This is a genomic window from Agromyces sp. C10, from assembly GCF_023217995.1.
GTDB lineage: Bacteria > Actinomycetota > Actinomycetes > Actinomycetales > Microbacteriaceae > Agromyces > Agromyces indicus.
Genome location: NZ_JALPSX010000010.1, coordinates 90985 through 117545, shown reverse-complemented (window position 1 = coordinate 117545; position 26561 = coordinate 90985). Strand labels below are relative to the sequence as shown.

The following is a 26561-nucleotide window of genomic DNA, read 5'->3' as shown; positions in this document are numbered from 1 at the left end:
GGGGAAGGGGTCCCCGCGATTCTATCGAGGAGCGCCGAACAGCCCCGTGCCGTGCTTCTGCAGCAGGTCGTACGCCTCCCCGTAGGTCTGGGGCTCGGGTTCGCTCCCGTCGCCGTACTTCGCGACGAGCATCCCGAGCAGGCCCCGCGCCGGCGGGCTGAGCGGCGCCGTCCGGTGCTCGGACCCCGGGTGCGGCGTCGCCGCCTCGGGGTTGGGCGGCAGGTACTGCGGGGTCGTCTCGGGCCAGGTGAGCGGATGCCGCGGCTCGTCGAGGGTGATCGCGTTGGTGATCGTCGGGGCGCCGTCGTCGCGGTCGGTGAGCGGATCGAGGCCGTGCGCGGCACAGAGGGTGGCGATCACCGAACCGTGGTGCATGGGGTCGTGGATGACTCCGCCGGCCGCGGTGTACGCCGAGATCGCGATCGTCGGGACGCGGCATCCGAGCCGGTCGAACGCGAACCCCATCTCGCCCGGCTTCGCGTCGGCGTGCGGGGGCGCCGCCGTCGGCGGCGGCACGTGGTCGTAGGTGCCGCCGTGCTCGTCGAAGGTGATGAGCAGCATGGTGTTCATCGCGTTCGATCCGCCCTCGGTCGCGCTGGCCCGGATGGCGGTGTAGATCCGGTGGATGAGCAGCTCGCCCGCCCGGACGTCGGAGACGGCGCTGTCGGTGACCTCCCGGCCGTCGACCTCGGATTCGCGGAGCGGGCCCACGGGCGGGTGGAAGTCGTTGTGGTCGTAGATCATGCGCGGTTCGACGAACGCGTACGGCGGCAGCTTCCCCTGCTCGACATCGGTCCAGAATTGGGACATCGGCGCGAAGTGGTGGGTGCGCCAGTACTGCTCGAGCGCGGGCGCGTGGATGAACCCGGTCATCGAGACGAGCTGGAGGTCGTCGAAGTAGATGCGCCAGTCGAGCCCGGCCTCCTCGAGGCGGTTGAAGATCGTCGGGGCGGCCTTGGCCTCGAGCCACTTGCGGTAGCCCTTCTTCCCGCCGTGGTTGGTGACGAACCCGTGGGAGGTCGACGCGTGGAAGAACGACCGGTTGCAGAACGTCTGGCTGGGCACGGCGCAGTGCCACGCGTCGTAGACCGCGAACCCCTTCGCGAGGGTCGAGAGCACCGGCAGCATCTCGGGCGAGAACGACCCCATGATCTGGTGGAGGTCGCGATGGCCCGCCGCGTGCACGTCGTGTTCGACGTGGTGGGCGTAGTCGGCGATGAATCCGCTCATCGTGGGGGTGGTGCCCGGGTCCGGCGCGTTGTACGGCGTCTGCATGTCGTCGAGCGCCGCGGTCGCGTTCGACTCCGGGCGGACGGTGCCGAACAGCTGGGTGTTGACGTGCGGGAACTCCTCGCCCGGGTCGGGGTGCGGGCGGCTCATGATGGCGTCGGTCGCGCCCGAGTACACGTGGGCGCGGACCACCTCGCCGTCGGGGGCGGTGTTCGCGTGGTCGCCGAAGGCGAGCCCGTCGAAGCTCGCGCCGTCGGGAAGCGTGTCGTCGTCGTACAGCCAGCCCAGCAGGTTGTCGAACGACCGGTTCTCGCCCATGACCACCACGAGGTGGTCGAAGCCGGGTCGGGCCCGCGAGGCGGGCGGGGCGGGCAGGGCGGCCACGCCGGCGGCGCCCTCGGCGACACCCGCGGAGTGTCCCGCGGTCGCCCCCACGGCGCCGGCCGCACCGCCGGCCACGACGGCCGCGGCGCCGGCCACGCCGCCGATGCGGAGGAAGTCGCGGCGCGTGGCACCCTTCGACTCGTCGTCCCGGATGTCACGCTCGCCGCCGGCCATCGCCGCTCCCCTACTGCTCCAGCGCGTCGGGCCCCTTCGTCACGAGGATTGCGAACTGCGCGGCGTCGAGGATCCGGATGCCGAGCTCCTCCGCCTTGGCGAGCTTCGACCCGGCTCCCGGGCCAGCCGCGACGAAATCGGTCTTCTTCGAGACGCTGGACGCCGCCTTGCCCCCTGCCGCGATGATAGCCTCCTGTGCTCCTTCGCGGGTGAATCCCTCGAGCGACCCGGTCGCGACCACGGTGAGCCCCGCGAGCACGCCGCCGCCGTCCGTGGCACGGCCCGGCCCGGGGTGGCCGGGCGTGGCGAACTGCACTCCGGCGGCAGCCCACCGGTCGACGATCTCGCGGTGCCAGTCGACCTCGAACCAGTCGATGAGCGAGTCGGCGATGATCGACCCGACTCCCTCGACCTCGGCGAGCTCGTCTCGGCTCGCCGCGCGGATCGCCTCGAGCGAGCCGAAGTGGTCGGCGAGCGCGCGGGCTGCCACCGGGCCGACGTGACGGATGTTCAGCGAGACGAGGATGCGCCACAGCGGCTTGGTCTTCGCCTTGGCGATCTCGTCGATGAGCTTGATCGCGGATGCGGACGGCTGGGGCCCGTCGAGGCCCGCCTTGCGCTCGGCGCTCGTGGGGTTGCGTCGGAACGGGGCGCGGACGCGCGCGGACCCGTCGGCGTCGAGCTTCTCGAGTCCGGTCTCGGCGTCGCGCACGACGACCTCGATGGGCGTCAGGTCGTCGACGGTCAGGTCGAACAGCCCGGCCTCGGTGGGCAGGGGCGGTTCGGCGGGAACGCGCGGCTGGGTGAGCGCCGCAGCGGAGACCTCGCCGAGCGCCTCGATGTCGAGCGCGCCGCGGGAACCGATGTGCTCGACGCGTCCGCGGACCTGCGCGGGACACGTGCGTGCATTCGGGCAGCGCAGGTCGATGTCCCCCTCCTTCATGGGGCGGAGCGGCGTGCCGCACTCCGGGCATTCCGCGGGCATCACGAACTCGCGCTCGGTGCCGTCGCGCAGCTCGACGACCGGGCCCAGCACCTCGGGGATCACGTCGCCGGCCTTGCGCAGCACGACCGTGTCGCCGATCAGCACGCCCTTGGCCTTCACGACCTCCTGGTTGTGGAGGGTGGCCTGCCGCACGACCGACCCGGCGACGCGCACCGGCTCCATGACGGCGTACGGGGTGGCCCGGCCCGTGCGGCCGACGCTGACGACGATGTCGACGAGGGTGGTGTTCACCTGCTCGGGCGGGTACTTGTAGGCGATCGCCCATCGTGGCGCGCGGCTCGTCGCCCCGAGTTCGGCGTGCAGCGCCAGCTCGTCGACCTTGACCACGACGCCGTCGATCTCGTGCTCGACGGAGTGCCGGTGCTCGCCGTAGTACGCCACGAACTCCTGCACGCCTTCGATCGAGTCGACGACGCGGAAGCGCGTGGAGGTCGGCAGGCCCCACTCGGCCAGCAGCCCGTACACCTCAGACTGCGCGGCCGCCGGGGGGTCGGGCCACGCGCCGATGCCGTGCACGAGCATCTGCAGGCCGCCGAGGCGGGCGCGCATCAATTCGATCTGCGCCGCGTTCTTGCCCTCGGCCTTCTGCCGCAGGGATCCGCTGGCCGCGTTGCGCGGGTTGGCGAATTCGCGTTCGCCCGTCTCGGCCTGCCGGGCGTTCAGCGCATCGAACGCCGCGGTCGGGAAGAAGACCTCACCGCGGACCTCGACCAGCTCAGGGTGCCCCGTGCCCTCGAGCTGCATCGGGATGCCGGGGACGAATCGCACGTTCTCGGTCACGTCTTCGCCGACGCGCCCGTCGCCGCGCGTGGCCGCCGAGACGAGGCGGCCCCGCCGGTAGCGGAGGTTGAGGGCGAGTCCGTCGATCTTCAGCTCGCAGAGCCAGTGCACGTCGCGACCGGCGGCGGCCCGCGCGCGCGTCGCCCACTCGGCGAGCTCGTCGGCGGAGAAGACGTTGTCGAGGCTGAGCATGCGCTCGGCGTGCTCGACCGGGGCGAAGAGCGTGGTCTCGCCCCGGCCGCCCACCGTGAGCGTCGGGCTGTCCTGGCTCTGCAACTCGGGGTAGAGGCGCTCGAGTGCCTCGAGGCGGCGCATCAGCTCGTCGTACTCGGCGTCGCTGATGATCACCGTGTCGAGCTCGTAGTACGCGTCGCGTGCCTCGTTGATGCGGATGGTGAGGGCGGCGACCTCGTCGGCCGCCTCCTCTCGGGAGGGGGCCGCGGGTGCGGTCTCGTCGACGGATGCCACGTCGTCAGCCTATCGACGGCCACCGACGCCGGGACGCCGCCCGGCCGCGTCCGCCGGGGCACGAAGACGGGGGGCGCGGCCCCCACCGCGCACCCCTCTCCGGCGCCGCGCCCCCCAGCGCTAGGCGCCGAAGCCGGCGGCGTCCACCTTCCGGTGGTACCGCGTGCCGGTCTTGCCGCCGAGGATCGCCCCGCCGAGGCTGGCGAGGATCACGATCACCAGGGCGATGATCCCGGTCACGGTCAGCTGACCCTCGGTCACCGGGATACGCGGGAACGTGTTGAGGTTGGCGAAGATGTCGAACTGGCTTCCGGCGATCGCCGCGATGACGGCGGCGATGACGGCGATGATGATCGCCCAGAGCCAGACCGCGATGCCCTGCTTCATCCCGTTGAAGCGAGCCATGCGCCCGGCGACGTAGCCGCCGGCGAAGTACGCGACGAACAGGATGATCGCCAGCGCGATGAGCCCGACGATCCCGATCGTCTCCACGTTCTCCTGCGCGGCCTCGTCCGCGGCGGCACCGAGGGTGCCGAGGCCGAGCGCGGCGCCGGCCGCGGTGAGCAGCGCGGTGAGCAGCACGCCCACGCCGACGGCGGTCAGCCAGCCGAAGAAGGCCGATCCGAACTTGATGCCGCCGAAGCGCTCGCGTTCCCGGTCCACGACGGCGGCACGGACCGCGGGATCGGCGACGGGGCGGTCGTCGTGGACGACCCGGCGGTCGCGGTCATCGGCGATGCCGTCGCCGTCCCGGTCTCGCCGCGCGGCGTGCGCGCCGTGCTCGCGGTCGTCTCGGATGCCGTTGGCGTCGCGGTCGCGGTACTCGCGATCGTCGCGAATCCCGTCCCCGTCGCGGTCGGCCGGGGTGGCCGCGTACGGGTCGCGCCCGGGTCGATCGGATGAGGTGCTCATGACAGGTCCCCTCTCGTTGTGCGCCGCACACGGGTGGTGCCTGCGGTGCCGTCCCGAGCGTACGGGGAACTCCGCCCGGCCGCAGGGGCCTTGACAGGTGCCGCTTGCGTGCCCCCGACGGTCGCAGGGAACATTCGGGGCGCACACAGGTACGCCCGGGTCAGGCGGCGGGGACCGCGCTCACGGTCCGATCGATCGTGCACTGGCCGAGCACGCGCGTGCCGACGTACACGACCGCCGTCTGTCCGGGTGCCACGCCGCCGAGCGGCTCGTCGGGCGTGACGACGAGCTCGGCCGTGCCGGCGGCATCCGTCGTCACCCTCGCGACCGCGGGGACGGGATCGGCATGCGCGCGGATCTGCACCTCGCACGCGAAGGACTCGGCCGGCTCGGCGGGCGGGCGTCCGGCCCAGGTGAAGCGCGCTCCGGCGATCTCGGCGACCGCGAGGGCCTCCTTGGGCCCGACCACGACCGTGTTCTCCTTCGGACGCACCTCGAGCACGAACCGGGGCCGCCCGTCGGGCGCCGGCGTGCCGAGCCGCAGGCCGCGCCGCTGTCCGACGGTGTACGCGTGCGCGCCGTCGTGCGTGCCCACGACCTCGCCGGAGCGGTCGACGATGTCGCCCGGCGCGATGCCGACCTTGTCGCCGAGCCAGCCGCGGGTGTCGCCGTCGGGGATGAAGCAGATGTCGTGCGAGTCGGGCTTCTGCGCGACGCTCAGCCCGCGGCGCGCGGCCTCCTCGCGCACCAGCTGCTTCGAGGGCGTGTCGCCGAGCGGGAAGTAGGCGTGCGCGAGCTGCTCGGCGGTCAGCACGCCGAGCACGTACGACTGGTCCTTGGCCCACGCGCTCGCGCGGTGGAGTTCGCGGTGGCCCGCGGCATCCGTCACGATCGTCGCGTAGTGGCCGGTGCACACCGCGTCGAAGCCGAGCGCGAGGGCCTTCTCGAGGAGCGCGGCGAACTTGATGCGCTCGTTGCAGCGCATGCAGGGGTTCGGCGTGCGGCCCGCGGAGTACTCGGCGATGAAGTCGTCGACGACGTCGGCCTTGAAGCGCTCCGAGAAGTCCCACACGTAGTACGGGATGCCGAGCACGTTCGCGGCGCGCTGGGCGTCCATCGAGTCCTCGATGGTGCAGCATCCGCGGCTGCCGGTCCGCAGCGTGCCGGGCATGCGGCTCAGGGCCAGGTGCACGCCCACGACGTCGTGTCCGGCGTCGACGGCGCGCGCGGCCGCGACGGCGCTGTCGACGCCGCCGCTCATCGCTGCCAGGACTCGCATGGGCTCCAGTCTACGAACCGCTGCCTGCGCCTCCGCTGGATCCCGTTCTCAGGACCGTCCGCGCGGATCGCATGGTTGCTCAGGACGACACGCCGTTCCCGGACGCGACCCGCCGAAGAACTCCTGAGAAGAGCGCACGAACGCGAGCGGATGGCGCGGGGGCGGCGGTCAACGGTCGAAGCTCGTGGCGCGCGCGGCCATGCCGGCCCGCGACGCGCGCTCGACGGCGGCGGGGAGCGCGGCCAGGAAGGCCTCGACGTCGGCATCGGTCGTGGACCAGCCGAGCGTGATGCGCAGCGCCCCGCGCGCCTCCTCCTCGGAGCGGCCCATCGCGAGCAGCACGTGCGACGGCTCGGGCACGCCCGCCTGGCAGGCGGAGCCCGTCGACACCGCCACGCCCGCGGCATCCAGGAGGAACAGCAGCGAGTCGCCCTCGCAGCCCGCGAACGAGAAGTGCGCGTTGCCCGGCAGGCGTCCGGCCGGGTCGGGGTCGCCCGAGAGCCGCGCGAGCGGCACGGCCGTCGCGACCCCCGCGACGAGCCGATCGCGCAGGCGCGCCATCCGCTCGTTCTCGACCGGTGCGTGCTCGAACGTCGCGCGGGCCGCTGCCGCGAAGCCGGCGGCGGCCGCGACGTCCTGCGTGCCCGAGCGGATGCGGCGCTGCTGGCCGCCGCCGTGCAGCAGCGGCTCGATGCGCGTCGAACGGTCGAGCACGAGGGCGCCGATGCCCACCGGCCCGCCGACCTTGTGCGCCGAGAGGCTGATCGCCACGAGGCCAGCTCCGGCCGGCGCGCGCGTCTCGCGCCGGAGGCCGTGCAGGTCGATCGGCACGTGCCCGTAGGCGGCGATGGCGTCGACGTGCAGCGGCACGCCCGCGCGCGCGCAGAGCTCGGCGACCTCGGCGACCGGCTCGATCGTGCCGACCTCGTTGTTGGCCCAGAGCATGGTGACGAGGGCGACGGATGCCGCGTCCCGCTCGAGTTCCGCGGCGAGCGCGTCGACCCGCACGCGGCCGAGCTCGTCGAGCGGCACCTGGACCGGTTCGGCGCCGTCGAAGCCGGCGAGCCAGTCGAGCGCGTCGATGGTGGCGTGGTGCTCGCCGCCCGGGACGAGGATGCGCCGTGCGTCGGCCTCGGCGCGGCGCCGCCAGAACAGGCCCTTCACGGCGAGGTTCACGGCTTCGGTGCCGCCGCCCGTGAGGACGACCTCGATGGGGTCGGCGCCGACGGTGGCGGCGACCTGCTCGCGCGACTCCTCGAGGAGGCGCTTGGCCCCCTGGCCGGCGGAGTGGATGGAGGACGGGTTGCCGACGATGCGCAGCGTGCGCGTGACCGCCTCGATCGCCTCGGGCCGCAACGGCGTCGTGGCGGCGTGGTCGAGGTAGACGGGCTCACGGCGGAGCATGGGTCACCTCCTGGGACGGGAACCGGTTCCCTACGAACTACTCTAGATCGCATGTCCCCCGCCGATCCGCTGCGCGACCTGGGCGTGCGGACCGGCCCGGACGGCGGCGCGATCCGCGTCTGGTCCGCGCACGCCACGTCGATCGACCTCGTCGTGTTCGACCGGGAGGACCTCGACTGGGCGAGCGTCCGGGTGCCGCTCGAGCGGGATGCGCACGGCGTGTGGGAGGCGTCGTCCCCGGCCCTCGTGCCGGGCGCGAGGTACGGCCTGCGCGTCGACGGTCCGGCCGGGATCGAGCACGCGTTCAACCCGGTGCACACGCTGCTCGACCCGTGGGCGCGGGGGCTGCAGCCGGCCGCGGACGGCTCGTGGCGCGGCGTGGTCCTCGACTCGCTCGCCGCCGAGGGCTTCGACTGGGGCGGTGTCGGCAAGCCGCGCGTGCCGCTCGACCACACGGTGGTCTACGAGGCCCACCTGAAGGGGTTCAGCCGGCTGAACGGACGCATCCCCGACCGGCTGCGCGGCACGTACGCCGGGCTCGCCCACGACGCGTCGCTCGAGTACCTCACCGGGCTCGGGGTCACCACGGTCGAGCTGCTGCCGGTGCACGCGTTCGTGCCGGAGGAGCGCCTCGTGCGCCAGGGGCAGGTGAACTACTGGGGCTACAACACGCTCGGCTTCTTCGCCCCGCACGCACCGTACGCGAGCCCCGACGCGCAGGCGGGCGGTCCGGCGGCGGTGCGGCGCGAGTTCGCCGGCATGGTGAAGCGGCTGCACGAGGCGGACCTCGAGGTCGTGCTCGACGTGGTGTACAACCACACCGCCGAGGAGGGCCGGCAGGGTCCGACGTACAGCTTCCGCGGCATCGACAACGCCTCGTACTACCGCCACGACGTGCACGGCCGGTACGTCGACACGACCGGGTGCGGCAACACGCTCGACTTCGGCACGGATGCCGCGATGCGCCTCGTGCTCGATTCGATGCGGTACTGGGCCGACGAGCTGCAGGTCGACGGGTTCCGGCTCGACCTCGCCGCGACGCTCGGCCGCGACGCGCTCGGCGCCTACTCCCCCGACCACCCGCTGCTCCGCGCGATGCTCGACGATCCCGTGATCGGCGCGGGCAAGCTCATCGCGGAGCCGTGGGACGTCGGCCCGTTCGGCTGGCAGACCGGGAACTTCGCGCCCGGCTTCAGCGAGTGGAACGACCGCTACCGCGACCGCATGCGAGACTTCTGGCTCGGCGACCTGCGCCGCGAACGGCACGGCGAACCCGGCAGCGGCATCGGACGCTTCGCGACCCGCCTGGCGGGGTCGGCGAACACGTTCGCGCACGAGCGCGGCCCGCTCGCGAGCCTCAACTTCATCACCGCCCACGACGGCTTCACGCTCGCCGACCTCACCGCCTACGACGTCAAGCACAACCTCGGCAACGGCGAGCACAACCGCGACGGCGCCGACCACAACAACTCGTACAACCACGGGGTCGAGGGGCCGACGGATGACCCGGACGTGGCGGCGGCGCGCCGCCGCAGCATCCGGAACCTGCTCGGCACCCTGCTGCTGTCGGCGGGCGTGCCGATGCTCACCGCGGGCGACGAGTACGGGCGCAGCCAGCGCGGCAACAACAACGCCTACTGCCATGACTCCGAGCTCACGTGGCTCGCATGGGACCCGGCAGGTCGCGACGGCGCGATCGAGGCGACCGTGCGGCACCTGCTGCGCGTTCGGCGCGAGAACCCCGCGCTCCGGCCCGTGCGGTACGGCCGATTCGGCGAGCGCGTGCCGAGCGCCTCGCAGCTCGACTGGTACAACGCGCTCGGCGACACCATGACGATCGACGAGTGGAACGACCCGTCACAGCGCACCCTGCAGTTCCTCGCGGCGTCGACGCCGGAGTTCGAGGACTTCAACCGCATCCTGCTCGTCGTGCACGCCTCGGAGACGATCGCCGAGGCGCTGCTGCCCGTGCACCCCGGCGTCGACGAGTACGAGCTGCTGTGGGACTCCGGCCGCGACGCGCCCGACGGCGACCAGGGCCGGCGGTACGCCCCCGGCGACCGGCTCACGATGGCGCCGCAGACGATGCAGCTGTTCCGCGCGCACGGGGAGCCTGCACCGGTGCTCGTCGACGCGGCCGCCGACGACGGGCCGGGCGGCGACGGACCGGGCGACGCGCCGCCCGGCGATCCGCACGACGGGGGTCGGGAGGGCTGATGGCGAAGAAGCCGGATGCCACCGCCGGAACGCCGGCGACGGTCGCGCTCGCGCGCGCCGGCATCCGCTTCACCGCCCTCGCCTACGAACACGACCCGCGCGCCGCCGCCTACGGCCTCGAAGCGGCCGAGAAGCTCGGCATCCCACCGGAGCGGGTGTTCAAGACCCTGCTCGTGAGCGTCGACGGGTCGCTCGTCGTCGGCATCGTGCCGGTGGCCGAGCAGCTCGACCTCAAGGCGCTCGCCGCCGCGGTCGGCGGCAAGCGCGCCGAGATGGCCGATCCCGCGCTGGCCGAGCGCAAGACGGGGTACGTCGTCGGCGGCATCAGCCCGATCGGGCAGAAGGTCGCACTGCCGACCGTGCTCGACGAGTCCGCGATCCTGCACGAGACGATCCTCGTGTCGGGCGGACGCCGCGGGCTCGACCTCGAGCTCGCGCCCGACGACCTGCTCGCCGTCACGAACGGCCGGTACGCGCCGATCGCCCGCGCCCGCTGAGCGCCGGGCGCGGGCGGTGGTCAGCCCGCGGCGGCGACGAGGCCGAGCTCGGCCGACGACAGCAGAAGCGGATGCCGCGGCACGACGCGCACCGTGTAGCCGAAGGCGCCGGCGCGGTCGAGCGTGACGGTGCCCACGTAGACGCGGGTCGCGGCATCCGTCGTCGACGTGCCGTCGGGTTCGAGCGCGGCGGTGCGGGCGTCCTGGATCCGGTCGTCGCCCACCGAGCGACCGTAGACCACCTCGACGGCGACGTCGTCGGGACTCAGCCAGCCGAGGGCGACGTGCGCGCGCAGGTGCAGCTCGTCGCCGACGTGCGGCGTGGAGTCCAGCCCGCCCGACTCGACGTGCGTCACCTGCACCCCCTCCCACGCGGCGCGGACGCCCGCGACCCACTCGGCGAGCTCGCGAGCGGGCTTCGCGCCGTTCGCCGCGACGACGGCGGCGTGCTCGGCGGCCGGACGGTACAGGCGCTCGACGTACTCGCGCACCATCCGGTCGGCTCCGAGCTCGGGCGAGAGGTTCGCGAGCGTGCGGCGAACGCGCGACATCCACTCGGTCGGCACGCCGTCGTGGTCGCGGTCGTAGAACAGGCGCGTGATGCGGTGCTCGAGCAGGTCGTAGAGGGCGGATGCCTCGAGTCGATCCCGTTCGGCGGGGTCGGGCGCCGCGTCCGCGGTGGGGATGACCCAGCCGTGGTCGTCGGCGGCGTACTCGGCCCACCAGCCGTCGAGGATCGACAGGTTGAGCGCACCGTTCATGGCCGCCTTCATGCCGGAGGTGCCGCACGCTTCGAGGGGTCGCAGCGGGTTGTTCATCCACACGTCGCAGCCCGGGTACAGCTTCTCGGCCATGCCCATGTCGTAGTCCGGCAGGAACACGATGCGCTCGCGCAGCTCGGGCCGCTGGGCGAACTGCACGAGGCGCTGGATGAGCCGCTTGCCCTCCTCGTCGGCGGGGTGCGCCTTGCCGGCGATCACGAACTGCACGGGGCGGTCGGGGTCGGTGAGGATCGCCGCGAGCCGCTCGGGGTCCTGCAGCATGAGCGTCAGCCGCTTGTACGTGGGCACGCGCCGGGCGAAGCCGATCGTGAGCACGTCGGGGTCGAGGACGCGCCGCACCCAGTCCGGTGCCACGGCGCCCGCGTGCTGGTCGGCCCACGCGGCGGCGAGCCGGCGCCGGGCGTCCTCCACGAGCTGCAGGCGCATGCCGCGCTTGACGCTCCAGAGTTCGCCGTCGTTCACGGCCGGGCTGAGCCAGTCGGCGTGCTCGGTGTCGTCGGTGCCGAGGTTCGCCTCGGCGAGCGCGATGAGCGCCGGGTCGGTCCAGGTCGGGGCGTGCACGCCGTTGGTGACCGACGTGATCGGCACCTCGTCGGCGTCGAAGCCCGGCCAGAGGTCGGCGAACATCGACCGGCTGACCTCGCCGTGCAGCTTCGAGACGCCGTTGGCGTGCTGGGCGAGCCGGAGGCCCATGAAGGCCATGTTGAACGCCGACTCGTCGGGGTGGGCGCCCGGCTCGAGACCGAGCGGCAGTGCGTCGGCGGGGTCGACGCCGGGCAGCAGGCCGGACTCGAGGTAGCGCGCGACGAGCGCCCGGTCGAACCGGTCGATGCCGGCGGGTACGGGCGTGTGCGTGGTGAACACGGTGCCGGCGCGCACGAGCTGCAGCGCCTCGCCGAAGCTGAGTCCGTCGCGGATGCACGCGGAGATGCGCTCCAGGCCGAGGAAGCCGGCGTGGCCCTCGTTCATGTGGAACACGTCGGGGAAGTGCCGCCCCGTCACCTCGCTCCAGGCACGCAGCGCCCGGACGCCGCCGACGCCGAGCAGCAGCTCCTGCTGGAGGCGGTGCTCGCCGCCCCCGCCGTAGAGCCGGTCGGTGACCAGCCGCAGGTCGTCGTCGTTGGCGGGGATGTCGGTGTCGAGCAGGAGCAGCGGCACCCGGCCGATCGAGGCCTGCCAGACGCGCGCGTGGAGGCTCCGTCCGCCGGGCACCGCGAGCGTGACCTGCACGGGCGCGCCGTCGGCGCGGCGGAGCACCGCGAGCGGCAGGCCGTCGGGGTCGAGCGCCGGGTAGCGCTCCTGCTGCCACCCGTCCGGGGCGATGGCCTGCGAGAAGTAGCCGGCCTTGTAGAACAGGCCGACCGCCACGAGCGGGACGCCCAGGTCGGAGGCCGCCTTGAGGTGGTCGCCGGCGAGGATCCCGAGCCCGCCCGAGTACTGGGGCAGCGCCGCGGTGATGCCGAACTCGGGCGAGAAGTAGGCGATGGTCCTCGGCGTCTCGGCGCCGAGCGACTGGAACCAGCGCGGTTCGCCGAGGTACTCGCGCAGGGCCGTCCGCTCGCGCTCGGCCCAGCCGACGTAGCCCTCGTCGTTCGCGAGCTCGTCGAGGCGGCGCGGGTCGACGTCGCCGAGGAACGCGATGGGGTCGCGTCCCGCGCGCTGCCACCCGGCGGTGTCGATGTGCTCGAAGAGGCGCTTCGTGGGTTCGTGCCAGGACCACCGGAGGTTGGCGGCGAGCTCCTCGAGCGCGCCCAGCTGCGGCGGCACCACGGCCCGGACGGTGAACTTGCGGATCGGCTTCACGGGACCACCCTAAGCGGGCGCGTGTGTCGGCGAGGTGAACGGATGTCGCGGCAGCCGCAACCCCCCGCAACCCGCGGTGCCGTTCCCCGCCCATCCGCGCTACGGTCGACACGTGACCAGCCGAACCGTGCTCGCCGGCCGGATCCCCGTGACCCGGCTCACGCCCGCTCTGCCCGATCCGCGTTGGAACCCGAAGGCATTCGCCGGGGAGGTGGTCCCGTTCGGCGCCACGGTGTTCCGCGAGGGGCACGACCTGGTGGGCGCGATGCTCGTGCTGACCAGCCCCTCCGGGGTCGAGCAGCGGCATCGCATGCGCGCCGGCGCCCCGGGCACCGACCGGTGGGAGGCGAAGGTCCGGCTCGACGACCTCGGCACCTGGAGGTGGCACGTCACCGGCTTCGGCGACGAGATCGGCACCTGGGTGCACGACGCCGAGCTGAAGATCGACGCGGGCGTCGACGTCGAGCTGATGTACGAGATCGGCGCGCGCCTCATCGACCGCGCCGCCGCGGAGGCCGACCGACCCGCCTCGGTGCGCAAGCTCCTGAAGGCGTACGCGGCGGCGTTGCGTGACACGGATGCCGCGGCATCCGATCGCCGTGCCCTGCTCGAGAGCCCGCTGCTCGCCGAGTTCGACCAGCGCCCGCTCGCCCGGCTCGCGACCGACTCCGAGGAGCACCGCATCTCCGTCGAGCGCCGCCGCGCGGGCGTGGGCTCGTGGTACGAGTTCTTCCCGCGCTCCGAGGGCGCCCGGCAGTTCAAGAACGGCTCCTGGAAGTCCGGCACGTTCCGCACCGCGCAGAAGCGGCTCGACGGCGTCGCCGCGATGGGCTTCGACGTGGTCTACCTGCCGCCGATCCACCCGATCGGCGTCGCCTTCCGCAAGGGCCCGAACAACACGCTGAACCCCGGACCGCACGACCCCGGCTCGCCGTGGGCGATCGGCGGGGCCGCCGGCGGGCACGACACCGTGCACCCCGACCTCGGCAACCTCGCCGACTTCCGGGCGTTCGTGCGGCGTGCCGCGGCGCTCGGCATCGAGATCGCGCTCGACCTCGCGCTGCAGGCCTCCCCCGACCACCCGTGGGTCACCGAGCACCCGGAGTGGTTCACGACGCTGCCGGACGGCACGATCGCGTACGCCGAGAACCCGCCGAAGAAGTACCAGGACATCTACCCCATCAACTTCGACGACGACTTCGAGGGCCTCGTCGTCGAGGTGACCCGCATCGTGCGGCACTGGATGAAGCAGGGCGTGCGGATCTTCCGCGTGGACAACCCGCACACCAAGCCGCTGGCGTTCTGGGAGCGGCTCATCGGCGACATCAACGCGACCGACCCCGACGTGATCTTCCTCGCCGAGGCGTTCACGCGCCCGGCCATGATGCAGGCCCTCGCGATGGTGGGCTTCCAGCAGTCGTACTCGTACTTCACCTGGCGGAACACCAAGCAGGAGCTCGAGGAGTTCCTGACGAGCGTCTCCCAGGAGACCGCCGACTTCATGCGACCGAACCTGTTCGTGAACACCCCCGACATCCTCACCGAGTACCTGCAGTTCGGCGGGCCCGCGGCCTTCACGGTGCGGGCGACGATCGCGGCCACCGCCGCGCCGACCTGGGGGGTGTATTCGGGCTTCGAGCTGTTCGAGTCCGTCGCGCGGCCGGGCGCCGAGGAGGCCATCGACAACGAGAAGTACGAGTACAAGCCGCGCGACTTCGCGAAGGCGGAGGCCGAGGGCCGGTCGCTGGCGCTCTACCTCGGCATCCTGAACCGCATCCGGGCCGAGCATCCCGCGCTCGGCCAGCTCCGCAACATCCGATTCCACGCCAGCGACGACGACGCGGTGCTCGTGTACTCGAAGCACCTCGAGGGGCGGTTCATCGACGGCCGAGGCGACGCCGACCACGACACGATCATCGTCGTGGCCAACGTCGACCCGCACTCGGTCCGCGAGACGACCGTGCACCTCGACCTCGAGGCGATCGACCTCGCGCCGGGCGCGTCCTTCGAGGTCGAGGACCTCGTCACCGGCGACCGCTGGACCTGGGGCGCGCACAACTACGTGCGCCTCGACGCGTTCACCCAACCCGCCCACATCCTCCGAGTGATTCGAGGCACGGATGCCTGAGACCGCCAGCGTCGCACCCCCGCCCGTCGACGACGGGCTGCTGCTCGCCGTCGCGGAGGGCCGCCACCACGACCCGCACTCGGTCCTGGGCGCACACGGCTTCGACGTCGCCGGGGAGGGCGGATCCCACACCGTCATCCGCGTGCGGCGGCCGCTCGCGGCATCCGTCGACGCCCTGCTCGACGACGGCGCCGTGGTGCCGCTCGCGCACGTCGCCCATGGCATCTGGGCCGGCGCAGGGGCGTTCGGCGCCATGGGCTACCGCGTGCGCGCCAGGTACGACGGCGGCGGCGAGTGGATCGCCGACGACCCGTACCGCTACGCGCCCACGATCGGCGAGCTCGACCTGCACCTCATCGCCGAGGGGCGCCACGAGGAGCTGTGGAAGGTGCTCGGCGCCCACCACCGCGTCTACGAGTCCCCCGTCGGCGCGTTGCGGGGCGTGTCGTTCACGGTCTGGGCGCCGCGCGCCCGGGCGGTCCGGGTCGTCGGCGACTTCAACGACTGGGACGGCACCGGCCACGCGATGCGCAACATGGGCGCCTCGGGCGTCTGGGAGCTCTTCGTGCCCGACGTCGAACCGGGGGCGACCTACAAGTTCGAGATCCTCACCCCGGCCGGGCACTGGATCATGAAGGCCGACCCGATGGCCCGCCGTGCCGAGATCGCGCCCGCGACGGCGTCGGTGGTCGCGACGACGACCCACGAGTGGGCCGACGGCGAGTGGATGTCGCGGCGTGCGCATTCGAACCCGCACGAGCTGCCGATGAGCATCTACGAGCTCCACCTCGGCTCCTGGCGGCCGGGCAGGGGCTACCGCGACGTGGCCGACGAGCTCATCGAGTACCTGCAGTGGCTCGGCTACACGCACGTCGAGTTCATGCCCCTCGCCGAGCATCCGTTCGGCGGCTCGTGGGGCTATCAGGTCACGGGCTACTTCGCGATCACGTCGCGCTTCGGCAGCACCGACGACCTGAAGTACCTGATCGACCGCCTGCACCAGGCCGGCATCGGCGTGATCATGGACTGGGTTCCCGGTCACTTCCCGAAGGACGAGTGGGCGCTCGCCCGGTTCGACGGCGAGCCGCTCTACGAGCACCCCGACCCGCGCCGCGGCGAGCAGATGGACTGGGGCACGCTCGTCTTCGACTACGGCAACCCGCGCGTGCGGAACTTCCTCGTCGCGAACGCGCTGTTCTGGCTCGAGGAGATGCACGTCGACGGCCTGCGCGTCGATGCGGTCGCCTCGATGCTCTACCTCGACTACTCGCGCGAGGAGGGCGAGTGGCTGCCGAACTGGTACGGCGGGCGCGAGCACCTCGAGGCGATCGGCTTCCTGCAGGAGGCCACGGCGACGGCGTACAAGCGCAACCCCGGCATCGTCATGATCGCCGAGGAGTCGACCTCCTGGCCGGGCGTCACTGCGACCACGTCGTCGGGCGGCCTCGGTTTCGGCTACAAGTGGAACATGGGGTGGATGCACGACACCCTGCAGTACATACAGCGCGATCCGATGTACCGCGCGCACCACCACGGCGAGCTCACGTTCTCGTTCCTGTACGCGTTCAGCGAGCACTTCATCCTGCCGATCAGTCACGACGAGGTCGTGCACGGCAAGGGGTCGCTCGTGCGGAAGATGCCCGGCGACCACTGGCAGCAGCTCGCGAACACGCGCGCCTACCTCGCCTACATGTGGGCGCATCCCGGCAAGCAGCTGCTGTTCATGGGCCAGGAGTTCGGGCAGCTCTCGGAGTGGAGCGAGGAGCGGGGCCTCGACTGGTGGATCCTCGACCAGCCGAGCCACCGCCAGCTCGCCGAACTCGTCGGGCAGCTGAACCGGCGCTACCGCGAGACGCCGGCGCTCTGGCAGCTCGACGACGACTCGGCCGGGTTCGAGTGGGTCGAGGGCGGCGCGGCCGAGCTCAACGTCATCGCGTTCCTGCGGTACGACCGAGACCGCCGGCCGCTGCTCTGCGTGGTGAACTTCGCCGGACGCCCCCACGAGGGCGTGCGCCTCGGGCTGCCGTCCTCCGGTCGCTGGCGCGAGGTGCTCAACACGGATGCCGCGGAGTACGGCGGCTCGGGCGTCGGCAACCTCGGCGGGGTCGATGCGACCGACGACCCGTGGGCCGGCCGGCCCGCGTCGGCGACGTTCACGCTGCCGCCGCTCGCGGCGGTGTGGTTCCAGCCGGAGTGACGTCGGGACCGCCGGTGGCCGCGTGGCGCCGGCGGTCGCGTCGCCCGGCGGAGCCGGGCGCGTACCGGAAGCGGCGTACCGGGACCGCTAGTACAGCAGCATCGCCAGGCGGCGACGGGCCGCGCCCACGCGCGGGTCCTCGACGCCGACCACCTGGAACAGTTCGAGCAGCCGCTCGCGCACCGCGTCCTTGCCCGCCGCGTCGAGCGTCGGGAACAGGTCGAGCAGTCGCGCGAACGCATCGTCGACGTGTCCGCCGGACAGGTCGAGGTCGGCCACGTCGAGCTGGGCGTCGAGGTCGTCGGGGGTGGCGGCCGCACGGTTGCGGATCTCGTCGAGCGTCTTGCCCTGAAGGCGGCGGAGGAGCTTGGCCTGCGCGAGTCCCGCGACCGCGAGCTCGTCGCGCGGGTCCTGGGCGATGGCGGTCGTGTAGGCGGCGATCGCGGCGTCGTAATCGCCGCGCGAGATCGCGTCGAAGGCCTCCTGGTGCAGCGGCGGCAGCGGCGGCTCGACGGGCTCCTCGCTCGTGGCCTCCTCGTCTTCACCGTCGCCCATCGGCACCCGCCCGGTCACGCCGTGCTGCGCGCCGAGCTCCAGGAGCTGGTCGAACACGTCGTCGATGACCTCGTCGGGCTGGACTCCCTGGAAGAGCGGCACGGGCTGGCCGCCCACGAGCGCGACGACGGTCGGGACCGCCTGGGCCTGCAGGGCCTGAACGAGCTGGGGGCTGCGATCGGCGTCGGCCGCCGCGAGGACGAGGCGACCGCCACGGGCCGTCACGAGCCGCTCGAGCGACGGCACGAGCTGCGTCGACTGCTCGCTCCACGACGCCCACAGCACGACGACGACCGGCACGCTGCGGGAGAGCTCGAGCACCTGGCCGAACGACTGGTCGTCGGTCGCGACGACCACGCGATCGCCGGAGGGGGTCGGCGCGGAGGCGCCGCGCGCGGCATCCGTCGCCCGTCGCTCGTCGCGGTGCACGAGCGACGACAGGTCGACCGCACCACGCAGGTTCGCGGGCAGCTGCGGGGGGACGGCGTTCGTCACGGGACCTCCGAGGCTCCGATCAGGCTCTCGGACCAGCCGAGCAGACGGATCTGCTCATCCGATCCGATCGCGGGGACGTAGAACATCAACTGGATGCCGATCTCGCGCTGGACGCCCTTGGCGCTCTTCTCGTCGAAGCCGGAGAGCGCCGCTCCCGGCGCACCGGCCTCGAAGCCGATCGTTCCGCCGTCGTTCGGCGTGACCTTCTCGGTCTGCGTGAGCGAGACGGTCACGAGGGCGCCCGAGTCGTTCGTCGCGAGCGCGACCGTCGGGCTGTCGCCGACCGCATTGCTGAACGCGATGTCCGCGGTCTCGGGGAGGTCCGCGGCGATCGCCTGCTGCCCCTCCGGGCCGAGCTGGGCCAGGATCGGATCGTTCGCCGTGTCGAAGAACTCGGCGAACTCGGACTCCGAGCCCTTCAGCAGCACGTCGGCATAGGCCGTCGCGACCTGGCCCGTGGGCATCACCAGGCCCTTGAACTCGGGGTTGATCGGCGGGGCGCCGATCGAGGCCGGCGCGACCTCGGGCACGTCGGCGTCGGGGACGAGCGCCGTCGCGTAGAGGATCTTGTAGTTGTCGCGGGGCGTCTCCTGCTGGAGCACGAGCGCCGTGGGCGCGACCGTCTCGTCGTCGCTGTTCTGCGCGATCGTGAGGACCGTGCGCGGCCATCCCGAGGCCTGCTGGGGCAGCGTCAGCGTGAGGGGCGCGGCCGGGATCGCGGGGAGCTTCGGGTGGTCGGCGTTCACGCCGCGGATCTTGTAGTTCGCCTGCCGGGCCTCGAGGGCCGGGCCCGTGAACCGCTCGGTGAGGCGCTCGGCGTCGCGCGACTCATCGACCTCGGTCGTGAAGACCGCCACGCGGCGCATGATGCGCTCCATCTGGGGCACGGTCACGGCGGGCGTCACCGCGGGCCGGTCGTCCGACGCCTCGCCGCCGTCGCCCTCGCCCGGGGTCGCCGGCGGGGTCGTCGCCGCGGTCGTCTCGGGTGCGGCCGAGAGGTCGGGCCAGTAGTCCGCCGAGCACGCGGAGAGGGCCAGTGCCGGCACGAGCAGTACGGGCAGCAGCGCGATGCGGCGGGCCTGTCCGAGCGAACGGTGGCCGCTCGAACCGGACGGCAGGCCCCGGGACGCGCGAGAGGGACGCGGCGCCCGCATCAGCTTGCCCTTCGGCCCCTTCGGCAGGTTGCGGCGCGGCCCGCGCGACCGGCGGTGGCCGACGACGCCCCAGATGACGAGTCCGGCCCCTACAAGGAACAGGAACGCGCCACCGGCGATGAGCGGACCGGCCCACGGCGTGGCGTTGTCGAGCGGCCAGGTGACCGAGATGCGCCCGGGTGCCGGCTCGCCCTCGCTCGAGGCGAGCAGCACGGCGATGCCCTCGGGCACGTCGACCGTCGTCGTGACGGTGCGGTCGCCGGTGAACTCGTCCAGCCAGAGGTCGCTGCCCGCGGGAACGATCACCGGCTCGGCGTCCTCAGCCTCGGCCTCGGCCGTCGGCTCCACGGGCTCCTCGGCGGGCGGCGTCGCGTTCGTGTCGTCGACGGGCTCGGCGACGACGACCTCGCTGGTGAAGTCGCCCGCCTCGGCGTCGTACCCGACGCTGACGTAGGGCTCCTCGCCGATCCAGGAGACGACGTCGGCCGTGCGGCCGTACGAGAGGAAGACGGTGTCGCCGCCCGAGACCGTGATCGTCTGCTTGCCCTCGTGGGCGGCGAGCGCCTCGGGCTGCAGCACGATGTACTCCGCCTGGTTGTCGACGACGGTCCCGAGGGTCACCTTGTCCGGATCGAGGAAGACGGTCCGTTGGGCGATGCCGAAACCGACCATGACGGCGGCGGCGGCGAACGCCAGGATCGCGAGAACGAATCGCACGCAGTTACCTCCAGGCCGCACTGAAGCGGCATCCGACAAAGACACCCAAGCCTAGCGGCGCAGTCTGGGAGTCTCCTAACGGGAGTCTGGACGTCGCGAGGCGAAACCGCCGCGCCACGGCGCACCCGCGCGCCGTATGATCGGAGGCGACCCGCGCCCCCACAATCCCCCACTACGCGGGACACGGACCCCGGAGGAAGAATTGGCCGTCGAAGAGACCGAGTTCACGCAGGTATTCCGCGGATACGACAAGGATGAGGTCGACCGCAGCATCAACGCGCTCCGGCGCGAGATCATCGCGGCGAACAACGCGTCGGCCGACGTCCAGAAGGAGAACAAGCGCCTCAACGCGCGGATCGAGGAGCTGACCGCCGAGCTCGAGGAGGTCGGCAGCCCCACCTTCTCCGGGCTCGGAACCAAGCTCGAGAACACCCTCCGGGTCGCTGAGGAGCAGTCGACGCGCCTCATCGCGCAGGCCGACATCGACGCCGAGAAGCTCCGCCGCGCCGCGGAGGACGAGGCGCACCTCATGCGCTCCGACGCGCACGAGCTCGCCGAGCGCACCCTCTCGGAGGCGCGCGCCCAGGCCAACCGCCTGCTCGAGAACGCCCGCGCCGAGGCCGACGACATGGTCGCCCGCGCGCAGGAGGCGAGCGAGCAGTTCCGCGACGACGCCAACCGCGACGCGGCCGCGATCCGCGGCGCTGCGAGCACCGAGGCCGCCGAGGCGCGCGCGATCGCCAAGCGCGAGGCCGCGGCGCTCGTCGCCGAGGCGGAGCGCAAGGCCGCCGAGATGCTCGTCGCCGCCAACACCGAGGCGAACGAGGCGCGCGCCGCGGCCGCCGGCCTCCAGGAGGAGACCGAGCAGACCCGCGCCGAGGTCGCCGTCGAGCTCGACCAGAAGCGGGCCGAGCTCGCCAAGGAGACCGAGCAGGCGCGCATCGACCTCGCCCGCGAGACCGAGCAGGCGCGCATCGACCTCGAGCGCGAGTCCGCCGAGGCGCGCGCCGCCGTCGAGGCCGAGGTCGAGGAGCGCCGCGCGACGCTCGAGCACGAGCTCGAGCAGGCCCGCACCGACCTGGCGCGCGAGCTCGAGGCGGAGCGCGCCAAGCTCGCGCAGGAGCGCGAGCAGACCAAGGTCGACCTCGAGCGCGAGTCCGAGACGGCGCAGCTCAAGCTGCAGCACGAACTCGACCGCATCCGCGCCAAGCACGCCGCCGAGCTCGAGCAGATGCGCGCCGACCTCGCCCTCGAGCAGGAGCAGGCCCGGGCCGACTTCGAGGCGGAGGCCGAGCAGGCGCGCATCGACCTCGACAACCAGCTCACCTCCCTGCGCAAGAAGACCACGCACGAGGTCAACCGGATGCGACGCGAGATCGAGCGCGCGCGCATGGACCTCGACTCGGAGCTCGCGACCAAGCGCGACGAGGCCGAGCAGGAGCTGCTCACCGCGCAGCAGGAGGCGTCTGAGCAGACCAAGAAGTTCCTCGACGACGCCAACACCGAACTCGCCGAGGCGGTCGCCCGGACGAACGAGGCCCGGGCGGAGGCCGACCGGCTCGAGACCGAGGTCCGTGCCGAGATCGCCGCAGCCCGCGAGAAGGCCGACGAGGAGGCGCGCGAGCGCGTGGCCGCCGCGCACGCCCAGGCCCGCAAGCTCATCTCCGACGCCGAGGAGCGGACGCGCGCCCTCGTCTCCGACGCCGAGGACCGACTGGCCCAGATCAAGATCGAGCGCGACGCCGTCGCCGGCTACTTCGAGAGCCTCCGCGGCGTGCTGACGCAGGCCGAGCAGGTCGCGAACAAGAAGTAGCGCGGACGACGGACGGGGCGCGTCGGTGAGGATCCAGAACGCGTTCAGGCTGGCCCTCGTCGGCACCCTGGGTGTCGGCGCGGGCCTGCTGATCCTGTCGGCGGTCGCGAGCCTGTCGACGATCCTCACGTACGTGGGCGTCGCCCTCTTCCTCGCCCTCGGCCTCGAGCCCGCGATCAGCGGGCTCGAGCGCCGAGGGCTTCCCCGTTGGGCCGCGATCCTGCTCGTGGTCCTCGGCGTGGCCGCGCTCGTGGCGGCGCTGCTGCTGACGGTGATCCCGATCATCGTCGAGCAGGTCGGCGAGCTCATCGCGCTGATCCCCGTGATCATCGCGCAACTGAACCGCGTCGACTGGATCGAGTGGCTGCAGGAGCAGTTCCCGCTCCTCAAGATCGACGAGATCAGCGAGCAGGCCGCCGCCGCGCTCACCGACTTCTTCACCAACCCCGACAAGCTCAGCGAACTGCTGGGTGGCGTCTGGCAGGTGGCGCTCGCGATCGGCAGCGGCGTGTTCGCGGTGATCGTCGTCGCCGTGCTCACGGTGTACTTCACCGCGTCGCTCGATGCGATGAAGCGCGCGACCTACCAGTTGGTCCCGGCCAGCCGACGCGCGCGCTTCGCCGACCTCACCGAGCAGATCACCCAGTCGGTCGGCCGCTACGTCATCGGACAGGTCTCGCTCGCCGCGGTCAACGGCGTGCTGAGCTTCGCCTTCCTCTCCATCATCCAGGCGCCCTTCCCGGCGGTCCTCGCCTTCGTCGCCTTCCTGTTCTCGCTGGTGCCGCTCGTCGGCACGCTCACGGGCTCGATCATCATCGTGCTGGCCTGCCTGATCCCGGGCGTCGGATCGCCGCTCACGGCGCTCGTCGCGGCGATCTACTACCTCGTCTACATGCAGATCGAGGCGTACGTGCTCGCGCCGCGCATCATGAGCCGTGCGGTCCGCGTGCCGGGCGCCCTCGTGGTGGTCGCCGCTCTGGCGGGCGGGGCGCTGCTCGGCATCCTCGGCGCCCTCGTCGCGATCCCGACCGCGGCGGCCATCCTGCTCATCATCAAGCAGGTGGTGATCCCCCGCCAGAACGAGCGCTGACCGCGAGGGCGCGGCACGGCGCGCCGGTCAGCTCCGCGCGTCGGTGACGGATGCCGCGGGCCACTCGGTGGGCAACGGCAGCGCTGCGGGGTTCACCGCGCGGACGATCTCCTCGAGGACGCGACGCGTCTGCGACTCCCCCACCCACAGGTGCTTGCCGCCGGCGACGTCGATGCGCGTGAGGTGCGGGAGCTCGGCGAAGCGCTCGGCGGCCTCGGCGGGCTTCAGGTAGTCGTCGTGCTCCGGGATCAGCGCCACCAGCGGCACCCCCGAGTCCTTCCATCGCCCGAGCTCGGCGTCGCTCGTGCGGTGCAGCGGCGGCGACAGCAGGATGGCGCCGGCGATGCCGTGCTCGAGCCCGTACTTCAGCGCGAGCTCGGTGCCGAACGACCACCCGACGAGCCACGGCCGGGGCAGTCCACGCTCCTGGACGAACCGCATCGCCGCAGCGACGTCGTCGCGTTCGGTGACGCCTTCGCCGAACTCGCCCTCGCTCGTCCCTCGCGGCGACGAGGTTCCGCGGGTGTTGAACCGCAGCACCGCCAGGTCCGCGAGGGCGGGCAGCCGAGCTGCCGCCTTGCGCAGCACGTGCGAGTCCATGAAACCGCCGGCGGTCGGGAGCGGATGGAGGGTGACGAGCGTCGCGACCGGCTGCCGGTCGAGCGGCGTGGCCAGCTCCCCCACCAGCCGGAGCCCGTCGGGCGTGCGCAGCTCGATCTCCTCGCGGCGCGCCGGAAGTTCGACTCCGGCGCGGATCTCGGTCATGGACTGGTCGTTCACTTCGGTCCGATCCTCCAGCAGTGGGTGTGCCAGTGCCGCCTCGAGGCGAGGTCGGCGGCGTCGCCGAGGACGCCGTCGGCGCGCCAGGCGACCAGGTGTGCGGTGCCCGGTTCGACGTCGAGGCCGCAGCCGGGGCAGACGTACGCCTTGACGGCCTGCGCCTCCGTCACGGGCTGCACGTTCCATTCACGGCCCGAACGCACCTCCGTGCGCCGCCAGCCGGCCGTGAGCCGCTCGACGTCGAGTTCGGGGTGCGGCTCGCGCGCTCGCGCGGCACGGCCGCGGGAACGGTTCGATCGGGCCATCGTCCAAGTCTATGGTCGCCCCGGCGGTGCGCCCGGGTCAGTACCAGCCGACGCTCTGCGAGTGGGCCCATGCGCCGCAGGGCGTGCCGTACCGGCCGCTGATGTAGCCGAGGCCCCACTCGATCTGCGTCGCGGCGTTGGTCGCCCAGTCGGCACCGGCGGTGGCCATCTTCGAACCCGGCAGCGCCTGCGGGATGCCGTATGCGCCGCTCGACGGGTTCATGGCGTTCACGCGCCAGCCGGACTCCTTGTTCCAGAGCGCGACGAGGCAGTCGAACTCGCCGCCGCCCCAGCCGCGAGCGGCGACGGCGCCCGCCGCGTACGCCTGGGCCGATCCGGGATCGGGCACGACGGCCGGCGGCGCCCAGCCCGCTGAGGAGGGGTCGGGTTCCGGCTCGGGCTCCGGTTCGACGTACTTCTCGACGAGGTAGCCCTCCGAGGCGACGGCGACCGCGTAGTCGCCGTCGACGTCGATCTCCTGCGCCTGCTGGCCGCCGAACCGGTCGACGGGCTCGTAGGACGCCGAGGCGGTGGCGCCCGAGTACGGGTCGACGACGTTGACCATGAGGAACCCGACCGAGGCGAGGAACGCGAACACCACCGTCGCGGCCTGCTTGGCCGGGCTCGTCACGCGTGATCGCGACCCGTGGGTCGCGATGCGGGAGGGTGCGGCATCGGCCGTGACGGACCGGCGCGGAACGCTCGGGGCGGTGCTGGTGGATCGATGCTCGAAGTTGACCTCGATCGGCGTCTCGCCGTGCTCACCCGAATGCCTGCCCACGATTCGATGAGTGTAACGGAGCCGGGGCCGCTCGGCGAAACGATCGCGCGTCACCGGACGGCGAGCATCACGTCGACCACCGCGTCGAGCACGAGGTCGACCTGCGACTCCCGATATCCGCCGCGCTGCGCGCTGAAGACGACGCCGCGGACGTCGTCGATCGCGATGGGCCAGCCGTCCCGGAAGTAGCGCGTGAGGCGGTCGGCGAACCGGTCGACCTCGCGGACGTTGTACCCGAGCGCGAGACGGCTGACGCGGTCGAATCGCTGCCCCTCGGGGCGGGCGAGGCGGTTCGCGACGACCTGGGCGGTCGTGCGCGCTTCACTGAGCCATGCCTCGTCGCCGTGCAGGCGCGAGGCGATCTGCCGCTCCTGGAACGCGAAGGCGTCCTCGAGGCGCTCCATGGCGGCGTCGACGTGGGCGGTCGAGTACCCGCCCTTCTGCATCCCGAACGCGGTGAGCCGGATCCGCTCGGAGTCGAGCGGGGCGTCGTCGGGCAGCGGCCGGCCGTCGTAGGCGCGTCGGGCGCGCTGCAGGAACTCCTCGACCTCGGACGTCTTGTAGCCGAGCTGGTTCTTGCGTGCGCGCGGGAACGTGGCATCCACCGCACCAGTATCGCGCACGCTCAACCGAACACCCGGAACGCCACGAAGGCCACGGCGGCCGACGGGAGGATCGAGTCGAGCCGGTCGAGGAAGCCGCCGTGCCCGGGCAGCCACGAGCTCATGTCCTTGATGCCGAGGTCGCGCTTGATGAGGGACTCGGCCAGGTCGCCGAGGGTCGCGGTGAGGAAGATCGCCGCGCCGAAGATCAGCCCGAACCACCAGGTGTTCCCGAGCATGAAGATCGAGAGGATGACGCCGGCCACGACGCTCGCGAGGGCGCCGCCGGCGAAGCCCTCCCAGGTCTTCTTCGGGCTGATGACGGGCGCCATCGGGTGCCGGCCGAACATGAGCCCGGACGCGTACGCGCCCGTGTCGGCCGCCACGGCGATGATGATGAACGCCAGGGTCCACCACTGGCCGCCCTCGGCGGCCGTCAGCACGACCGTGAACGTCGCGAGGAACACCACGTACGCCTGGACGAGGAGCACGGCCCCGAGATCGCGGACGAGGCCGTTCGAGGCGGTGCGCACGGCGGGCGAGGCCTGCTCGGCGATGCGCCAGAGGACGACGAGCAGCATGCCGCCGAGCACGGCGGCGAGCTGGCCCGCACCTCCGCCGTAGTAGGCCACCGGGACGGCGACGATCGCGACCGCGACGGTCGGCACGCGCGGCACCCGGTAGCCGCCGTTGCGCAGGGCGGAGGCGAGCTCGGAACTGGAGAACGCGGCCACGACGACCGCGAAGACCATGAAGAGCTCCTTGATCACCAGCAGGCTGAGCAGCAGCGTGCCGCCGAACACCACGCCGATGCCGACCGCGAGGAACAGGTTGCGTCCGGTACGCGCGTTGATGCGCTCCTGCGCCTGGTCGAACTGGGCACGCGACGCCTCGAGCTGCCGCTCGAGCTCGACGCGCCGCTGGTGCATCTGCGCGCGGAACTCCGCCCGCGACGAGTGCTCGTGGTCGCCGGCGTCCGAACGCTCCCCCTCGGGGACGCCTGTCATG

General features: G+C 72.5%; 19 protein-coding genes. 6 read left to right on the top strand and 13 right to left on the bottom strand.

The annotated features are described in order from the left end of the window. Positions 1–21 precede the first annotated feature (21 nt). The 5 genes from M1L56_RS12560 to M1L56_RS12540 form a co-directional block, all read right to left on the bottom strand. Positions 22–1788 carry an alkaline phosphatase family protein gene (locus M1L56_RS12560; RefSeq protein WP_248599496.1) on the bottom strand — a complete coding sequence of 589 codons (1767 nt, stop codon included), beginning with the start codon at positions 1786–1788 and terminating at the stop codon, positions 22–24. A 10-nt stretch (positions 1789–1798) separates the two neighbouring features. Then, on the bottom strand, positions 1799–4042 hold the full coding sequence (gene ligA / locus M1L56_RS12555) for an NAD-dependent DNA ligase LigA (protein ID WP_308198871.1): 2244 nt from the start codon (positions 4040–4042) through the stop codon (positions 1799–1801). Between the two features lie 120 nt (positions 4043–4162). Beyond that, positions 4163–4954 carry a hypothetical protein gene (locus tag M1L56_RS12550; RefSeq protein WP_248599495.1) on the bottom strand — a complete coding sequence of 264 codons (792 nt, stop codon included), beginning with the start codon at positions 4952–4954 and terminating at the stop codon, positions 4163–4165. A gap of 160 nt (positions 4955–5114) precedes the next feature. Then, the gene (gene mnmA, locus M1L56_RS12545) at positions 5115–6233 is read right to left on the bottom strand and encodes a tRNA 2-thiouridine(34) synthase MnmA (RefSeq protein WP_248599494.1); all 1119 of its coding nucleotides are present in this window, start codon (positions 6231–6233) and stop codon (positions 5115–5117) included. Positions 6234–6401: 168 nt separating this feature from the next. Continuing rightward, the gene (locus M1L56_RS12540) at positions 6402–7637 is read right to left on the bottom strand and encodes a cysteine desulfurase family protein (RefSeq protein WP_248599493.1); all 1236 of its coding nucleotides are present in this window, start codon (positions 7635–7637) and stop codon (positions 6402–6404) included. Between the two features lie 51 nt (positions 7638–7688). Between M1L56_RS12540 and glgX the strand changes: the two genes are divergently transcribed. Next, positions 7689–9854, top strand: a complete 2166-nt coding sequence (glgX, locus tag M1L56_RS12535) for a glycogen debranching protein GlgX (RefSeq protein ID WP_248599492.1) — start codon at positions 7689–7691, stop codon at positions 9852–9854. Continuing rightward, entirely contained in the window at positions 9854–10351 is a 498-nt protein-coding gene (ybaK, locus tag M1L56_RS12530; protein ID WP_248599491.1) for a Cys-tRNA(Pro) deacylase, read from the top strand. Before glgX ends, ybaK begins: the two co-directional genes overlap by 1 nt. 20 nt (positions 10352–10371) lie before the next feature. Here the strand turns inward: ybaK and glgP are convergent, their stop codons facing one another. Then, positions 10372–12936 (bottom strand): alpha-glucan family phosphorylase, encoded by a 2565-nt coding sequence (gene glgP, locus M1L56_RS12525; RefSeq protein WP_248599490.1) that lies wholly within the window; start codon positions 12934–12936, stop codon positions 10372–10374. A 112-nt stretch (positions 12937–13048) separates the two neighbouring features. On the opposite strand from glgP, the gene M1L56_RS12520 reads away from it, so the two are divergent. Beyond that, entirely contained in the window at positions 13049–15064 is a 2016-nt protein-coding gene (locus tag M1L56_RS12520) for a maltotransferase domain-containing protein (protein WP_308198870.1), read from the top strand. Further along, on the top strand, positions 15057–17261 hold the full coding sequence (gene glgB / locus M1L56_RS12515; RefSeq protein ID WP_248599489.1) for a 1,4-alpha-glucan branching protein GlgB: 2205 nt from the start codon (positions 15057–15059) through the stop codon (positions 17259–17261). Before M1L56_RS12520 ends, glgB begins: the two co-directional genes overlap by 8 nt. Before the next feature lie 87 nt (positions 17262–17348). On the opposite strand, the gene M1L56_RS12510 is transcribed toward glgB, so the two are convergent. Together M1L56_RS12510 and M1L56_RS12505 are read right to left on the bottom strand one after the other, a co-directional pair. After that, on the bottom strand, positions 17349–18311 hold the full coding sequence (locus M1L56_RS12510) for a tetratricopeptide repeat protein (protein WP_248599488.1): 963 nt from the start codon (positions 18309–18311) through the stop codon (positions 17349–17351). Then, on the bottom strand, positions 18308–20182 hold the full coding sequence (locus tag M1L56_RS12505) for a hypothetical protein (protein WP_067950483.1): 1875 nt from the start codon (positions 20180–20182) through the stop codon (positions 18308–18310). Before M1L56_RS12505 ends, M1L56_RS12510 begins: the two co-directional genes overlap by 4 nt. Positions 20183–20384: 202 nt before the next feature. Between M1L56_RS12505 and M1L56_RS12500 the strand changes: the two genes are divergently transcribed. Beyond that, complete coding sequence (locus M1L56_RS12500; RefSeq protein WP_067950485.1) at positions 20385–21995, top strand: DivIVA domain-containing protein; 1611 nt, start codon at positions 20385–20387, stop codon at positions 21993–21995. Between the two features lie 25 nt (positions 21996–22020). Continuing rightward, positions 22021–23085, top strand: a complete 1065-nt coding sequence (locus M1L56_RS12495; RefSeq protein WP_067950487.1) for an AI-2E family transporter — start codon at positions 22021–22023, stop codon at positions 23083–23085. 27 nt (positions 23086–23112) lie between these two features. On the opposite strand, the gene M1L56_RS12490 is transcribed toward M1L56_RS12495, so the two are convergent. The 5 genes from M1L56_RS12490 to M1L56_RS12470 are packed head-to-tail and all read right to left on the bottom strand — an operon-like array spanning position 23113 to position 26560. Continuing rightward, on the bottom strand, positions 23113–23850 hold the full coding sequence (locus tag M1L56_RS12490) for an alpha/beta hydrolase (RefSeq protein ID WP_067950576.1): 738 nt from the start codon (positions 23848–23850) through the stop codon (positions 23113–23115). An 11-nt stretch (positions 23851–23861) separates the two neighbouring features. Beyond that, the gene (locus tag M1L56_RS12485) at positions 23862–24170 is read right to left on the bottom strand and encodes a hypothetical protein (protein WP_067950489.1); all 309 of its coding nucleotides are present in this window, start codon (positions 24168–24170) and stop codon (positions 23862–23864) included. A 37-nt stretch (positions 24171–24207) separates the two neighbouring features. Continuing rightward, entirely contained in the window at positions 24208–24951 is a 744-nt protein-coding gene (locus tag M1L56_RS12480; RefSeq protein ID WP_248599487.1) for a lytic transglycosylase domain-containing protein, read from the bottom strand. A gap of 50 nt (positions 24952–25001) precedes the next feature. Further along, positions 25002–25556 (bottom strand): DivIVA domain-containing protein, encoded by a 555-nt coding sequence (locus tag M1L56_RS12475; RefSeq protein WP_067950491.1) that lies wholly within the window; start codon positions 25554–25556, stop codon positions 25002–25004. A gap of 20 nt (positions 25557–25576) precedes the next feature. Beyond that, entirely contained in the window at positions 25577–26560 is a 984-nt protein-coding gene (locus M1L56_RS12470; protein ID WP_231878657.1) for a phosphatidate cytidylyltransferase, read from the bottom strand. Position 26561 lies beyond the last annotated feature (1 nt).

Excerpts from the sequence above, each read along its gene's own strand:
- M1L56_RS12560 (WP_248599496.1), bottom strand. The coding sequence starts at position 1,788 with ATGGCCGGCGGCGAGCGTGACATCCGGGACGACGAGTCGAAGGGTGCC.
- M1L56_RS12550 (WP_248599495.1), bottom strand. The coding sequence starts at position 4,954 with ATGAGCACCTCATCCGATCGACCCGGGCGCGACCCGTACGCGGCCACC.
- mnmA (WP_248599494.1), bottom strand. The coding sequence starts at position 6,233 with ATGCGAGTCCTGGCAGCGATGAGCGGCGGCGTCGACAGCGCCGTCGCG.
- M1L56_RS12540 (WP_248599493.1), bottom strand. The coding sequence starts at position 7,637 with ATGCTCCGCCGTGAGCCCGTCTACCTCGACCACGCCGCCACGACGCCG.
- glgX (WP_248599492.1), top strand. The coding sequence starts at position 7,689 with ATGTCCCCCGCCGATCCGCTGCGCGACCTGGGCGTGCGGACCGGCCCG.
- ybaK (WP_248599491.1), top strand. The coding sequence starts at position 9,854 with ATGGCGAAGAAGCCGGATGCCACCGCCGGAACGCCGGCGACGGTCGCG.
- glgB (WP_248599489.1), top strand. The coding sequence starts at position 15,057 with ATGCCTGAGACCGCCAGCGTCGCACCCCCGCCCGTCGACGACGGGCTG.
- M1L56_RS12490 (WP_067950576.1), bottom strand. The coding sequence starts at position 23,850 with ATGACCGAGATCCGCGCCGGAGTCGAACTTCCGGCGCGCCGCGAGGAG.
- M1L56_RS12485 (WP_067950489.1), bottom strand. The coding sequence starts at position 24,170 with ATGGCCCGATCGAACCGTTCCCGCGGCCGTGCCGCGCGAGCGCGCGAG.
- M1L56_RS12470 (WP_231878657.1), bottom strand. The coding sequence starts at position 26,560 with ATGACAGGCGTCCCCGAGGGGGAGCGTTCGGACGCCGGCGACCACGAG.